Here is a 13,951-nt window from a genome sequence, read left to right as displayed (position 1 = left end):
TATGTCACCGACCATCCTGCTTCTCCTGGCCCTAGGCCTCGGGCTCGCCGGATGGTTGGCGGCCCGCGCGCGCGCCTGGACGCTCCGCCGCGAAAGCGCTGACGGGCGGCTGTCGAGCCTGCCGACCTACCACGCATGGTATGTCGCGCTTTGGATCGTTCTGCCGGTCCTCGCTTTCGTCGTTCTATGGAGTGCGATCGCGCCAGGTCTGATCAGCCAGGCGGTGCTGTCCAGCCCCGCCGCGGCCGATCTGCCCGCATTCGGATTCCAGCGTCAGACGATCCTCAACGAGGCTCGCGCGGTAGCGACTGGTGCGGCGCCTGCCGTGTTCAATCCGCAGGCGCGCGATCTGGTCGAGCCCTTCCGGGACGCGCTGTCCTATTACAACACGATCGGCATAGTGGTTACCTTGCTGATCGCGTTCCTTGCGGGCACGTGGGCATTCCTGCGCCTCAAGCCGGACTTCGCCGCGCGCACGCGGGTGGAGCGGATCGTGATGGCGATTCTGCTGGCCGCATCGCTGGTCGCCATCCTGACGACCATCGGCATCCTCGCCAGCCTCATCTTCGAAACCGTGCGCTTCTTCGGCATGGTTTCGCCGATCGATTTCCTGTTCGGAACCCATTGGGGCCCGGACCCGATGGCCAATCCCGACAATCCGGACGCCTCGCGATATGGCGCCATCCCGCTGTTCTGGGGCACGCTCTTCATCGGTGCGATCATCGCCATGATCGTTGCGATCCCGCTTGGACTGATGAGCGCGATCTACCTCACGCAATATGCGAATCCGAAGGTCCGTTCGTGGGTGAAGCCTGCCCTCGAGATCCTCGCTGGCGTCCCGACAGTGGTCTATGGCTATTTCGCGGCACTTACGATTGCGCCCGCGATCCGCGACCTTGCCATCGATCTCGGCGCTTCCAACCCGTCCAGCGAAAGCGCGCTGGCGGCAGGCCTGGTCATGGGCGTGATGATCATTCCCTTCGTCAGCTCGATGGCCGACGACAGCATCGCGGCGGTCCCGCAATCCATGCGCGACGGCAGCCTGGCGATGGGCGCGACCACCAATGAAACCATCCGCCGTGTGCTGGTGCCGGCAGCACTACCCGGCATCGTGGCAGGCGTCATGCTGGCCATCAGCCGCGCGATCGGCGAGACAATGATCGTGGTGATGGCAGCCTCGACCGCCGCAAACCTCAGCGGTAATCCGCTCGAATCGATGACCACGGTGACCGTGCAGATCGTCGCCATGCTTACCGGCGAAGGCAGTTTCGATCATCCGGCCACGCTGAGCGCCTTCGCGCTCGGTTTCGTGCTCTTCATGGTCACCCTCGGCCTCAACTTCGTCGCCCTGCGCGTCGTCAAACGGTATCGCGAAGCTTATGAGTGAAGAGGCCGCCACCATGCGCGCCCCGACGCGCACCGCCGCCTTCGAAGCGCGGCTAAAGAAGCGCTACGCCGCCGAACGCCGCTTCAAGGCCATCGGCCTCGGCGCGATCCTGTTCTCGGTCGCAGTGCTGGTGTTCCTGCTCGGCACGATGACGATCAACGGCATCGGCGGCTTCCAGCGCGTCGAAGTGGAAGTGCCCATCGATTTTACACAGGCAGGCATATCCGCCGACGCCTCGACCATGGCGCAATCGGGAGCAGTCCAGTCTCTCGAAGCGCAGGGACTGCCCGACGTCGTCCAATATTTCGCCACCGAAGCGCTCGGCGACGAGGCGGCCGAGCAACTCGGCGGTCAGGCGTGGCGCGATGTTGCGGCAGCGATTGCAGCCGATCCAGGCATCCTGCGCGAACAAGTGACCTTTTCGCTGCCAGCCTCGGCCGACCTGGCTTCCGGGTACGAAGGAGAAGGCTCGCCAGAGATGCAGGCGCTGGCGAACTCGCTCTACGAGCAAGGCCGGATCGGCAAGAATTTCGACCCGGGCTTCCTCTCCCGCGCCGACGCCACCAATCCGCAGCAAGTCGGGATCTGGGGCGCGCTCAAGGGCTCGATGCTGACGATGATCGTTACCCTTTTGCTCGCCTTCCCGATCGGCGTGCTGGCAGCGCTCTATCTCGAGGAATACGCGCCGAAGAACAAATGGACCGACATCATCGAGCTGTCGATCAACAATCTCGCGGCGGTCCCGTCGATCATCTTCGGCCTGCTCGGCCTCGCTGTTTTCCTGACGATCTTCCCGAACCTGCGCTCCGCGCCGTTGATCGGCGGCATGACGCTGGCCCTGATGACCATGCCGGTGATCGTCATCGCGGGCCGGAATGCGATCAAGGCCGTCCCGCCGAGCATCCGCGACGGCGCGCTGGCCGTCGGCGCCTCGCCGGTACAAGTCGTGTTCCATCACGTCCTGCCGCTCGCCCTGCCCGGCATCCTTACCGGCACGATCATCGGCATGGCTCGCGCCCTCGGTGAGACCGCTCCGCTACTGATGATCGGCATGCGCGCTTTCGTGGCGACACCGCCCGATGGGTTCACTTCGCCTGCAACTGTTTTGCCGATGCAGATCTTCCTGTGGTCCGATGAAATCGACCGCGGCTTCGTGGAGCGCACCAGCGCGGCGATTATCGTGCTATTGCTGTTCCTGCTCCTGATGAACGGACTCGCAATCTACCTGCGCAACAAATTCGAGAAAAGCTGGTGACCGTAGTACACGAAAACCTTGAAGCGACCGACGCCAAGATGAGCGCGCGCGACGTCTCCGTGTTCTACGGCGACAAGAAGGCGATCGACGAGGTGTCGATTGAAATTCCGACCAAGTATGTGACGGCCTTTATCGGCCCGTCGGGCTGCGGCAAGTCGACCTTCCTTCGCACGCTGAACCGGATGAACGACACCATTCCTTCGGCACGGGTCGAGGGCGAGATCACTCTGGACGGCGAAGACATCTACCGTTCCAAGATGGACGTGGTGCAACTTCGCGCCCGGGTCGGGATGGTGTTCCAGAAGCCTAATCCCTTCCCCAAGTCGATCTACGAGAACATCGCTTACGGCCCCAAGATTCACGGTCTTGCCGAGGGCAAGGACGAACTCGATGCCATCGTCGAACGCTCGCTGAAGCGTGCGGGTCTGTGGGAAGAGGTAAAAGACCGTCTGCAAGACAGCGGCACAGCGCTTTCCGGCGGCCAGCAGCAGCGCCTGTGCATTGCGCGCGCCATCGCGGTCGATCCGGAAGTCATCCTGATGGACGAGCCGTGTTCGGCGCTCGACCCCATTGCGACGGCGAAGATCGAAGAGCTGATCGCGGAACTCAATGGCCGTTATGCCATCGTGATCGTAACCCACTCGATGCAGCAGGCCGCCCGCGTCAGCCAGCGTACGGCTTTCTTCCACTTGGGAAAGATGGTGGAGTACGGTCGTACTTCTGACATATTCACCAATCCGCTGGAGCAGCGGACCCAGGATTACATCACCGGACGGTACGGATAAGAGCATGGATTCCATTCAAGAACATACCGTCAAGGCCTTCGACGAAGACATCACGCGCCTGCGCGGCCTGATCGCGGAAATGGGCGGCCTCGCCGAGGCGGCGATCCAGCAGGCAATCGATGCGCTGGTGAAAGGCGACGACGAACTTTCCGACAGGATCGTCAAGGCCGACAAGAAGATCGACGTGCTCGAAAGCGAGGTCGATAAGCTTGCCGTGCGCATCATAGCGCTGCGGGCGCCGATGGCGGACGACCTTCGCGAAGTCATTGCCGCGCTGAAAATTGCCGGCGTGGTCGAGCGGATCGGCGACTATTCCAAGAACATCGCGAAGGCGAGCAAGGAAATCGGTTCAAACCGCAAGCAGTTCGAGCCGCTCACTCTTCTGCCCGCAATGGCCGAAGTTGCCAGCGAGATGGTGCATGACGTGCTCACGGCCTATGCCGCCCGCGATGCCGAACTGGCGCGCGAGGTCATTGCCGCGGACGAGAAGGTGGACGCCTTCTACAATTCGATTTTCCGCAATCTAGTCAGCCACATGGTCGAGAACCCTTCGACGATCTCGAGCGCTGCGCAGCTGCTTTTCGTGGCGCGCAACCTCGAACGTATCGGCGACCACGCGACCAATGTCGCGGAGATGGTCCATTTCGCCGCCGTCGGAACATATCCGCCCGACGAAGACGACTGACACAATTCTGTAGCGCGAAGGTCATACTGCCATGCCCGACAAGGAATCATCGCGGGAAGGCAAGGATTTGAACGCGGCCAAGCTATTGCTGGTAGAGGACGATCCGGCCCTCTCCGAACTGCTCGAATATCGTTTTGCCAATGAAGGCTACGATGTGCGCACCACCGCCGATGGCGATGAGGCGCTGCTCATGGCATCGGAAGAAACGCCCGACCTCGTAATCTTAGACTGGATGATTGAAGGAACCAGCGGGATCGAAGTCTGCCGTCGCCTGCGCCGTGACAAGGAAACGGCGCATGTCCCGATCATCATGCTCACCGCGCGCGAGACCGAGGACGATCGGGTCAGGGGCCTCGACACCGGTGCCGACGACTACCTCACCAAACCCTTCAGCCCGCGCGAGCTTCTGGCGCGCGTTGCGGCCGTGATGCGGCGTATTCGGCCCGTGCTCGCCGGTGAGACGATCGCGGTGGGCGACATCGTGCTCGACCCGGTCGCGCACAAGGTCACTCGCCGCGGTCAGGGTGTACAGCTGGGCCCGACCGAATACCGGCTGCTCAAGTTTTTCATGGAAAGCCCGGGCCGGGTATTCAGCCGCGGCCAGTTGCTCGACGGCGTATGGGGTACCGAAAGCGAAATCGAGCTGCGGACCGTCGACGTTCACATCCGCCGCCTGCGCAAGGCCATCGAGATCGACGGTGCCAAGGATCCGATACGAACGGTCCGCAGTGCGGGATACTCCCTCGAAGCCTGACCGTTCAGCCTGCGACAAGGCACGGCGTGCGAATCTGAGAGGATGCAGCAATCCTCCCCGCTCGAGCGCTTCATCTGCGCGCTTGGTGCCACCTGCGCCACCGCGACACTTTTCGCGTGCGTGCCTGCTGTGCAGCAGTTGGGAGAGCCTGCACCGGTGACGGCTGCCCCGGTCGACCCAAGCCGCGCCACTGTGCAAGTTGAACCGGTTGCCAGCAGCCAGGACATCCTCGGCGAGTGGGACATCGTCAATTTCGACGGCCATGAACCGCACCGCCTGTCGGGTTCGACACGGGCCGCTTTCGCCGACTTCGGTGACAAAGGCGTGAGCCTGCAGATCGAATGCAACTACTCGGGTGCGTCGGGAGCCGTGCGCGACGGGCGCTTCGTGTCGTCGCCCGGCCAACGCTTTCAGACCGAGATCGGCTGCGGACCCGAGAGGGAAGAGCGGGATCGTCAGCTTTTCACTTTCTTCGACCGCAATCCGAGCGTGGAACGATTGCCGGATGGCCGATTGTTGCTCACTGCCGGAGAAACGCAGTTGCTGCTAGAGCGGCCGGCTCAGCGGCGACTTGCCAATTTGCTGCCACCGCAGGAATTGCTTGGCGAATGGCGCATGGTCGGGATCACCCATTATCTCGAGCAAGGTGGTCATGCCGGGATCGGATTGTCCGAGGTGCCCGGACGCATCGTCTTCGACGGGATCGAGGTTGGCTATTCACGCTGCCCGCAATACCAGATCGCCTATCGGTACACGGAGGCGGGAGTCGTCGAGAAGATCGGTGGTGCCGCGCTGCCGCCCAGCGCAACCGACTGCGAACCGCTGACCGAAGAGCCCTTCAATCCCGACATGCCATTGCGCTGGGACGTGATGAAGGTTTTGCACTCCGATCCGCGGCTGGAGAAGGTCGATGACGACACGATTCTCATGTCGACGGACCGCTATGGCGTGTTGCTGACCAAGGCTCCCTGCGAAAGCCTCGAACAAAACGATGACCATTCAATGACGCGCGTTGTAGACTGTGCGTCGCCGCGTTGATCAACGGCACACGCCCCGCCAGCGAGCACTCATGTCGAGGTGAAAGTGATCCGCATGGGCGGCGTTGTAGGCCGGGCTCAAGACGGTTGTGAAGCCGTCGCAGGCTCCATCGCGGGCACGGCGTAGGAATTCCGCTTTCGGGCCGTCCGCATCCCAATCGTCAAGCACGCTGATTTGCGTCCCGTCGGATAGCCGGATGCCGGCGATATCGATGGCATTGGCCGTGGCATGTTCGCTCCAGGGACCCTCGTCACGACCGTAGAGACGACGGCAGGAGTATGCTCCAAGATGTTCGATTTGTTCGATTTCGCTATCGAATAGCTCCCGCGCCAATGGTTCGAGTATGTCGCGTTCCCACAAATAAAGCGCGACAGTCGTCGGACAGGTCATGGCGGGTGTCGATGGCGATAGAGGGTACCCATCGAGCCGCGTCCGGTCCTCGCGCCTGCAGGCTCCCTCTCCTGCGGGATCGAGCGAAGTGAAGGCAATCTCACTCCGCTCCAGCGCGGCGCGACATTGTGCGGGATCGTTTCGCAGTGCGAGGAGCTTCGCTTCCGTCGCCCACCCCACGGGGTCACGCAGGTCGAGCGGTGCCCAGGGGTTATGCTCGGGATGCTCGGCCAGCCACACCCGGCCGGCAAGCCCCAAGCCGATTAGCACTAGCAGGATTACTACGCGACGGTCGGCACGAAAGCGGCCGATGCGGCGGGATATGTCAATTTTCATCGATTGGTGCTGCCGACCTGCATACCGGACCAAACCGCTTGCGGCGCGGTTCGCTCCCGCATCAATGGAAGTCGCGCGATTTCGGGATCACGCGCACATCGCGCGGATGCCCCCCGCCCCATCCGCACTCGCGATTGCCCGGCGGCGGGTCCTGCCAGTCGTCCTTCGGCGGCGGTTTCGCCGTGGTTTCGGAAGCCGGAGCATCGGCGCTCCCGGCCGGGTTCTCCCATCCCGCCTTGCAATGCGACGGGAGCGGGCTGTTCACATGGTCCGCCCGCGCGATCGGCGCGACCAGCAGGTCGTCCGACAGGCGGTGGAGATCCTGCGTCGCATCGGTCATGTGCTGGGCAATGACATGTACGACCTCGTCGTCATATTCCACGCGCCCCCGCACTTCCATCAGCCGCGCACCCATTACCACCTTGCGCTGGCGGGCCTTGAGATCAGGCCAGATGACGAGGTTCACGACGCCGGTCTCATCCTCCAGCGTGATGAAGCACACTCCCTTGGCGCTGCCCGGTTGCTGGCGGATCAGCACCACGCCTGCCACGTTGACGGTGGAGCGAAACTTGCGCTCGCGCAGGTCGCACGCGCGCACGAAGCCGCGCGCATCCAAATCATCGCGCAGGAACGACATCGGATGCGCCTTCAGGCTGAGCCGCGTGGTCTGGTAATCCGCCACGACTTCCTCGCTCAGCGGCATGTAAGGCAGCTGCGTGGCCGACGTTTCGGCACCTTCCTCCCGCTCCGCCGCGGCGGCGAAAAGCGGCAGGTCGGGCTCGGGAATCAGGCTGCGCGCATCCCACAGCGCCTGGCGTCGCGACAGCGCGATCGAACCGAAGCAATCGGCGCTGGCAAGCCGCTCGACATGCGAAGGGCCGATGCGGGCACGGTCCCGCAGCGCCGTGACGTCGGCATAGGGCCCCCGTTCCTCGCGCTCCCCGATCAGCCGTGCCGCCACGGCCTCGCGCAAGCCGTCGACCTGCCTGAGGCCGAGGCGCAAGGCGATCTCCCCTTGGCACTCTTCCAGCGTGCAGTCCCAGTCGGACAGATTGACGTCGGCGGGCAGCACCGTGACGCCATGTTCGCGCGCATCGCGCACGATCTGCGCCGGGGCATAAAAGCCCATCGGCTGCGAATTGAGCAGCGCGCAGGCGAAGGCCGCCGGGTAATGGCACTTCATCCAGCTCGACACATAGACGAGGTGGGCGAAGCTGGCGGCGTGGCTTTCCGGGAAGCCGTATTCACCGAAGCCCTTGATCTGCTCGAAGCACCGTGCGGAAAATTCGGGATCGTAGCCGCGTTCGATCATGCGGCCGACCATCATATCCTGATGCTCGTTCACCATGCCGCGGCTGCGGAAGGTCGCCATGGCCTTGCGCAGCCGGTTCGCCTCCTTCGAGCTGAACTTCGCCGCATCGATGGCGATCTTCATTGCCTGTTCCTGGAAGATCGGAACGCCGTATGTCCGCTCCAGGATCGACGAGAGTTCGTCGGGCGGACCGTGCTCCGGCGCGGGCGACGGCAGGTAGAAATCGGTCTTGCCCTGGCGAGCCCGGCGGCGCTGCTTGAGATAGGGGTGAACCATGTCGCCCTGGATCGGCCCGGGCCGGACGATGGCGACCTGCACGACGAGATCGTAGAATTCGCGCGGTCGGAGCCGCGGGAGCATGTTCATCTGCGCTCGGCTTTCGACCTGGAACACGCCGAGCGAATCGCCCGTGCACAGCATGTCGTAGACCGCCGGATCCTCACGCGGGATGGTCGCGAGCTCGTAGCTCTTGCCATGATGATCTTCCAGCAGTTTCAGCCCCTTGCGGATGCAAGTTAACATGCCGAGCGCAAGCACGTCGACCTTGAGGATGCCGAGATCGTCGATGTCGTCCTTGTCCCACTCGATGAAGCTGCGATCGGGCATGGCGCCGTTCCCGATCGGGACCATCTCGGTCAGCGGGCCGTCGGTCAGGATGAAACCGCCGACATGCTGGCTGAGATGGCGCGGCATGCCGATCATCTGCTCAGTCAGCTTGAGCACGCGGCGCAAATGCGGATCGGTGAGGTCGAGGCCGGTTTCGTTCTCGACATGCCCCTCGTCGATCGTGCGTCCCCATCCGCCCCAGACGGTGCGCGCCAGCACGGCGGTGACATCCTCGGAAAGGCCCATCGCCTTGCCCACCTCGCGGATCGCCATGCGCGGGCGATAGTGGATCACCGTGGCGCACAGGCCGGCCCGGTGGCGGCCGTATTTGCGATAGAGATACTGGATCACTTCCTCGCGCCGCTCATGCTCGAAATCGACATCGATGTCGGGCGGCTCCTTGCGGTCTTCGGAGATGAAGCGGTCGAACAGCAGCTGGTGCTTTTCAGGATCGACGCTGGTGATGCCGAGGCAGTAGCAGACGGCCGAATTGGCTGCGCTGCCACGTCCCTGACACAGGATCGGCGGATCGACCTTGTTGCGCGCGAAATCGACGATGTCCTTGATGGTCAGGAAATAACGCGCAAGCTGCATCTTTCCGATCAGCGCGAGTTCCTTGTGCAAAGTCTCGCGCAGGCTATCGGGAATGCCTTCAGGATAGCGCCAGGCGGCCCCCTTCCAGGTTTCGCTTTCGAGATAGCCCTGCGGGTCGACGCCGCCGGGATAAAGCTCTTCGGGATATTCGTATTTCAGCGTGTCGAGGCTGAAATCGCAGGCATCGGCCACTTCGCGCGTGGCGGCGATGGCATGTGGCCAGCGGGCGAACATGCGGACCATGGCGGCAGGCGACTTGAGGTACCGCTCGGCATTGCCGAACAGCAGGTGCCCGGCCTCGGCCACTGTGGTCTTGTGGCGGATGGCGGTCATCACATCCTGCAGGGGCCGCTTGTCGGGCGTGGCGTAATGCACGTCGTTGCTGGCGAGGATGCACAGGCCGTTGGTCCGCGCGAGATCATCGAGCCGCTCGATCCGTTCGATATCGCTGGCGGTGTAGAGATAGCTCGCGGCGATATGTCGCATCGTCGGGAGTTGGCTGGTCAGGTGCAAGAGAAGGTTGGCCAAGTCACCCTCGACCTGCGTCCACCGGGTTTCGACTGCCTCCCCTGTATCCGCCTGGCGAAACGGCACGACATTGCTCGGGATCGCAATAGTGAAGTGCTGCCCAAGATCGGACGGTGGTACGAGGATCAGCTGCACATCCTCGCTCTGCGCAGCGAGCATGGCCAGCGAGATGTGGCACTCACCCTTGGCCTGCCACTCACCCTCCAGCGTGGCCATGCGCCCCTGCGAGATCAGCTGGCACAGACGCCCGTAAGCGGCGCGATCCTTGGGATAGGCGAGGAAGGCGAAACCTTCGACCGTTTCTATCCTGCAGCCGATAAGCGGCTTCAACTTAAGGGTTTTCGCCTCGCTATGGATGCGCACCACCCCGGCCATGGTATTGGCATCGGCAATGCCGATCGCATCGTAGCCGAGCCCATAGGCCCGCTCGACCAGATCGACCGCATCGGAGGCTCCGCGTAGGAAGCTGAAGCAGGAAACGAGCCCCAGTTCGACGAAAGGTGCGCGCTGCGGCGCCCTTACGAGATCGGGATCGACATCGATCCTGCGCTTGGGGATCTGGTGGTCGTTCTCCGGCACACCGTCACCCTGCCAGTTCCTCGAGCCGTTCCTTCACTGCGGCAAGATCGGCATCGAACAGGCGCGCCTGCTCCTCGCGCGCGGACCCATCGAGCCGCAGGAGGTAGGATGGATGCGCCGTCACCCACAGCTCGCTGCCGTCTTCGAGCGCAATCGGTTCGCCGCGGACCTTGGTGATGCTGACAGTCTTGCCCAGCATGCCGCGCGCTGCACTTGCCCCCATCGCGAGGATTAGCTTGGGTTGCACGATCGCGCGCTCGCTCTCGATCCACCAGCGGCAGGTGTCGATCTCCTTCGCGCCCGGCGGCTGGTGGATGCGCCGCTTGCCCCGCTGGACATATTTGAAGTGCTTGACCGTATTGGTGACGTAAGCCGCGCGGCGGTCGATCCCGACCTTCTCCAGATGCGTATCGAGCAGCTGGCCCGCCGGCCCCACGAAGGGCCGCCCCTGCTGGTCCTCCTGATCGCCCGGCTGTTCGCCGACGATCATCAACGCAGCATCCTGCGGTCCCTCGCCCATCACCGCATGGTTGTCGAGCTGGCCGATCGGGCACTTGCGGCAGGCATGGATCGCCTTGTCGATCGCTGCGAGCGTTTCAGGCCGCTCCTCGAATTCCAGCGTTCCCTTCTCGACCATCGCACTTTCCCGCTTCTGCGCGCCCGCCACCAACTCGGGAATGAGCGCGGCTTCGGACATGTTCTTCCAGTATTTCTTGGGCATTTCCTTCAGCATTGCCCCGATCTTCAAACGCGCAGGGTTGAAGATGGACGCGTAATAGCTGCGCCACAGATCCTCGGTCGGATCGCCGCTCGGCGCGTCGCTGCGATCGGCGGGCGGACCTTCCGCCATCGTCTCGCCATCCCAGTGGAGCGAGCCGCGCGGCGTCAGGATCGACCAGCGCATGTTCGAAAAGCGGCGCATGAAGAACCCAGCGTTGGCGCGCAGAATGTGGTGGTCGGGCTCGAACCAGGCGACGTAATGCTCGGCGCCCTCCTCATCTTCGACCAGACGAAAGCGGACGAAAGCGTGCATCTTGTGGCTGTCGCGGCGCACATTCTTGTCGAGTTCTTCCAGCTTGCGGACATCGAGGTCCGCCTTGTCCTCCATGATCCGCGGATTGGCCTGCAATCGCCACAGCAGGCGGTAGAGCAGCGCAAAGCGCTCGGGATCGGAATGAAGCGTAGCATTGCGCGCCAGGCTGATGAAGCGGCGGTTGGCGCGCACCGGCGGGGCATCCTTCGGCGGCACCGGCATGCGGCGCTTCCCATGCGCGAACAGGTCGCCGCTGCCGCCCAGCTCGACCCAGGCGATTCGGTCGGGCGGGACATCGCACTGGATCAGCCCGCGCGCCCGCTCGCGCCAGAAGTCGAAATCGTCCGGCTCCGGCATGTGCACCACGTAATAAGTTCCGAGCTTCACGCCCGAGAGGCTGCGCGAGGACCTCATGCCGCGAACAGCTCCAGCTGCTCGGTCTTCGGCGCGAGCAGGCTGCGCAGGTCCGCACGGTCGGTCAGCGTGATCGGGCGCCAGTCTACCGTACAGATGAACGGCCGCACCTTGGTGATCGATTGCGTCAGCAACGCCACATCGTCGAGCCGCAGATTGCGATGGCGGCGACTGGCGATGATCTTGTTGACCGCCTTCACGCCGAGACCGGGCACGCGCAGCAATTGCTCGCGACTGGCACGGTTCACATCGAGCGGGAACTGCTCGCGAAACTTGAGCGCCCACGCGAGCTTGGGATCGATGTCGAGCGGCAAGTTCCCGTCCGCCTCGGTCGCCTGCATCACCTCGGTCGGCTTGTAGCCATAGAAACGCATCAGCCAGTCCGATTGATAAAGCCGATGCTCGCGGATCAGCGGCGGGCGTTTCAGTGGCAACACCGCGCTGGCATCGGGGATCGGCGAGAAAGCGCTGTAATAGACCCGGCGCAGGCGGAAATTGTCGTAGAGCCGACTCGCCTTACCCACGATATCGGCATCACTCGCGGCATCCGCGCCGACGATCATCTGCGTCGATTGGCCCGCAGGCGCGAAACGCGGCGCGTGGCGGAAGCGTTTGCGGGCATCCTTTGCCTCGACGAGGTCGGCCTTCACCTTGCCCATCGCGCCTTCGATCTGGCGCGCATCCTTGTCGGGCGCGAGGCGGATGAGGCCACCGTCGGTCGGCAGTTCGACATTGATCGACACACGGTCGGCATAGAGCCCCGCCTGATGGACAATCTCGGCATCGGCTTCGGGAATGGTCTTGAGGTGGATGTAGCCCCGAAAATCGTGTTCTTCCCGCAGGATGCGGGCGACTTCCACGATCTGCTCCATCGTGTGGTTCGAGCTTTTCACGATCCCTGAGGACAGGAACAACCCTTCGATATAATTACGCCGGTAGAAGGCGAGCGTCAGGTCGACCACTTCCTGCGGCGTGAAACGCGCGCGCGCCACGTTCGAGCTCTTGCGATTGACGCAGTAATGGCAGTCGAACACGCAGTGATTGGTCAGGAGGATCTTGAGCAGGCTGATGCAGCGGCCATCGGGCGCATAGGCGTGGCAGATGCCCATCCCCTCCGTCGAGCCGATCCCCTTGCCGCCCAGACTGTTCTTCTTCGCCGTACCGGACGACGCGCAGGACGCATCGTATTTCGCTGCATCGGCGAGAATCTCAAGCTTCTGAAGGATGGTTTGCGACGCCATTCGTTCTTTATATGTTCTTACGCAGGTTTTTCCAACAGCAAAATGCTGCGACCGTGGGAACCCCCAGGCCAGAACAGCGTAAAAATTGCACGGACCGGGCCCCTCTGGCGGGCGCATATGCGCTCGTGATGTCGGACGTTGAGCGATCGCCCTTGGCGATAAAGCAAACCAGCGCCCGACCCACTCTGACTTCGGGCGCCAACGGAGAGTGGTTATGATATCTCGTCGATCCATGCTTGGTGCAACGGGGGCTGCCAGTGCCGCCGCCTTGCTGAGCGGTAATTCGGCCTTAGCGCAGGATAATCCGGCAATGCCCGAACCTGCGCCGCCCGCTTCCGACCTCACCCCCGATCAGGCACTCGAACTGTTGCGACGAGGCAACGAACAGTTCCTGACCGGCGGTCGTACGAGCGTCCTAACCAGTTCCCAACGACGGCTCGATCTCGCCGCTGGGCAACAGCCTTTTGCCGCCTATGTGACGTGTTCGGATAGCCGGGTGCCGCCTGAACTCCTGTTCGGTCGCGGACTGGGCGAACTCTTTATCATTCGCAATGCCGGGAATACCGTAGATACGGTCGCGCTCGGGTCGATCGAATATGCCGTGGCGGTGCTGAATGTCCCCCTGGTGGTCGTGATGGGACATGAGAGCCGCGGTGCCGTGAAAGCAGCGACCGAAGTCGTTACGGACAATGCGACATTCCCAGGTTCCATCGGTCCGATGATCGAACCGATTATCCCGGCGGTCCTGTCGGTACGCGATAAGGACGGCGATCTGCTCGATAATTCGGTGCGCGCCAACGTCAGCCGCGTCGTACGGCAGCTTCGACAGCATACCGACCCCATCCTGCTCGAGCCGCAGCGGGTCGGGGCACTGAAAGTCGTCGGTGCTTATTACGATCTCGACGATGGGCGTGTGGACTTCTTCGATCGCCCCTGAATGCGATACCCGTCCGGCAAGGTGCCGGGCGGGTATCCCTAAAGTTTATTTACCGTGTCAGAAAAGGTCACGGTAAC

The 13,951-nt window shown here is 63.0% G+C and carries 11 protein-coding genes; 7 read left to right on the top strand and 4 right to left on the bottom strand.

The window, feature by feature from the left end; genetic code table 11:
• Window position 1: 1 nt before the first annotated feature.
• The 6 genes from pstC to ACSH0F_RS05190 all read left to right on the top strand — a co-directional run bounded on the left by pstC (window position 2) and on the right by ACSH0F_RS05190 (window position 5,904).
• A complete protein-coding gene (gene pstC, locus ACSH0F_RS05215) occupies window positions 2–1,387 on the top strand; it encodes a phosphate ABC transporter permease subunit PstC (RefSeq protein ID WP_435200631.1) in 1,386 nt (461 codons plus the stop codon).
• Window positions 1,380–2,642, top strand: a complete 1,263-nt coding sequence (gene pstA, locus ACSH0F_RS05210) for a phosphate ABC transporter permease PstA (protein WP_435200629.1) — start codon at window positions 1,380–1,382, stop codon at window positions 2,640–2,642. The genes pstC and pstA overlap by 8 nt, the downstream gene beginning before the upstream one ends.
• Before the next feature lie 38 nt (window positions 2,643–2,680).
• A complete protein-coding gene (gene pstB, locus ACSH0F_RS05205; protein ID WP_278327901.1) occupies window positions 2,681–3,427 on the top strand; it encodes a phosphate ABC transporter ATP-binding protein PstB in 747 nt (248 codons plus the stop codon).
• 4 nt (window positions 3,428–3,431) lie between these two features.
• Complete coding sequence (phoU, locus tag ACSH0F_RS05200; protein ID WP_278326954.1) at window positions 3,432–4,112, top strand: phosphate signaling complex protein PhoU; 681 nt, start codon at window positions 3,432–3,434, stop codon at window positions 4,110–4,112.
• 67 nt (window positions 4,113–4,179) lie between these two features.
• Window positions 4,180–4,866 (top strand): phosphate regulon transcriptional regulator PhoB, encoded by a 687-nt coding sequence (gene phoB, locus ACSH0F_RS05195; protein WP_435202158.1) that lies wholly within the window; start codon window positions 4,180–4,182, stop codon window positions 4,864–4,866.
• Window positions 4,867–4,908: 42 nt separating this feature from the next.
• Window positions 4,909–5,904 carry a hypothetical protein gene (locus ACSH0F_RS05190; RefSeq protein WP_435200627.1) on the top strand — a complete coding sequence of 332 codons (996 nt, stop codon included), beginning with the start codon at window positions 4,909–4,911 and terminating at the stop codon, window positions 5,902–5,904.
• Here ACSH0F_RS05190 and ACSH0F_RS05185 read toward each other — a convergent pair whose 3' ends face one another.
• The 4 genes from ACSH0F_RS05185 to ACSH0F_RS05170 all read right to left on the bottom strand — a co-directional run bounded on the left by ACSH0F_RS05185 (window position 5,905) and on the right by ACSH0F_RS05170 (window position 12,937).
• A complete protein-coding gene (locus tag ACSH0F_RS05185) occupies window positions 5,905–6,630 on the bottom strand; it encodes an extensin-like domain-containing protein (protein ID WP_435200625.1) in 726 nt (241 codons plus the stop codon). It abuts the gene before it with no gap.
• 61 nt (window positions 6,631–6,691) lie between these two features.
• The gene (locus ACSH0F_RS05180) at window positions 6,692–10,249 is read right to left on the bottom strand and encodes an error-prone DNA polymerase (protein ID WP_435200623.1); all 3,558 of its coding nucleotides are present in this window, start codon (window positions 10,247–10,249) and stop codon (window positions 6,692–6,694) included.
• A gap of 4 nt (window positions 10,250–10,253) precedes the next feature.
• Window positions 10,254–11,696: a UdgX family uracil-DNA binding protein gene (locus ACSH0F_RS05175; RefSeq protein WP_435200621.1), complete on the bottom strand. Its 1,443-nt coding sequence runs from the start codon at window positions 11,694–11,696 to the stop codon at window positions 10,254–10,256.
• Window positions 11,693–12,937 carry a putative DNA modification/repair radical SAM protein gene (locus ACSH0F_RS05170; protein ID WP_435200619.1) on the bottom strand — a complete coding sequence of 415 codons (1,245 nt, stop codon included), beginning with the start codon at window positions 12,935–12,937 and terminating at the stop codon, window positions 11,693–11,695. The genes ACSH0F_RS05175 and ACSH0F_RS05170 overlap by 4 nt, the downstream gene beginning before the upstream one ends.
• Before the next feature lie 310 nt (window positions 12,938–13,247).
• On the opposite strand from ACSH0F_RS05170, the gene ACSH0F_RS05165 reads away from it, so the two are divergent.
• A complete protein-coding gene (locus ACSH0F_RS05165) occupies window positions 13,248–13,874 on the top strand; it encodes a carbonic anhydrase (RefSeq protein WP_435200617.1) in 627 nt (208 codons plus the stop codon).
• The last annotated feature ends 77 nt before the right edge of the window (window positions 13,875–13,951 follow it).

This window comes from Qipengyuania sp. 902 (assembly GCF_051195295.1).
Lineage (GTDB): Bacteria > Pseudomonadota > Alphaproteobacteria > Sphingomonadales > Sphingomonadaceae > Qipengyuania.
The sequence above is the reverse complement of the archived record's forward strand: the minus strand, read 5'-3'. Positions and strand labels throughout refer to the sequence as shown.

What these genes read in the sequence shown, in the direction of transcription:
- ACSH0F_RS05175 (WP_435200621.1), bottom strand. Translation starts at nt 11,696, where the DNA reads ATGAGGTCCTCGCGCAGCCTCTCGGGCGTGAAGCTCGGAACTTATTAC.
- ACSH0F_RS05190 (WP_435200627.1), top strand. Translation starts at nt 4,909, where the DNA reads ATGCAGCAATCCTCCCCGCTCGAGCGCTTCATCTGCGCGCTTGGTGCC.
- pstA (WP_435200629.1), top strand. Translation starts at nt 1,380, where the DNA reads ATGAGTGAAGAGGCCGCCACCATGCGCGCCCCGACGCGCACCGCCGCC.
- ACSH0F_RS05170 (WP_435200619.1), bottom strand. Translation starts at nt 12,937, where the DNA reads ATGGCGTCGCAAACCATCCTTCAGAAGCTTGAGATTCTCGCCGATGCA.
- pstC (WP_435200631.1), top strand. Translation starts at nt 2, where the DNA reads ATGTCACCGACCATCCTGCTTCTCCTGGCCCTAGGCCTCGGGCTCGCC.
- phoU (WP_278326954.1), top strand. Translation starts at nt 3,432, where the DNA reads ATGGATTCCATTCAAGAACATACCGTCAAGGCCTTCGACGAAGACATC.
- pstB (WP_278327901.1), top strand. Translation starts at nt 2,681, where the DNA reads ATGAGCGCGCGCGACGTCTCCGTGTTCTACGGCGACAAGAAGGCGATC.
- ACSH0F_RS05165 (WP_435200617.1), top strand. Translation starts at nt 13,248, where the DNA reads ATGCCCGAACCTGCGCCGCCCGCTTCCGACCTCACCCCCGATCAGGCA.
- ACSH0F_RS05185 (WP_435200625.1), bottom strand. Translation starts at nt 6,630, where the DNA reads ATGAAAATTGACATATCCCGCCGCATCGGCCGCTTTCGTGCCGACCGT.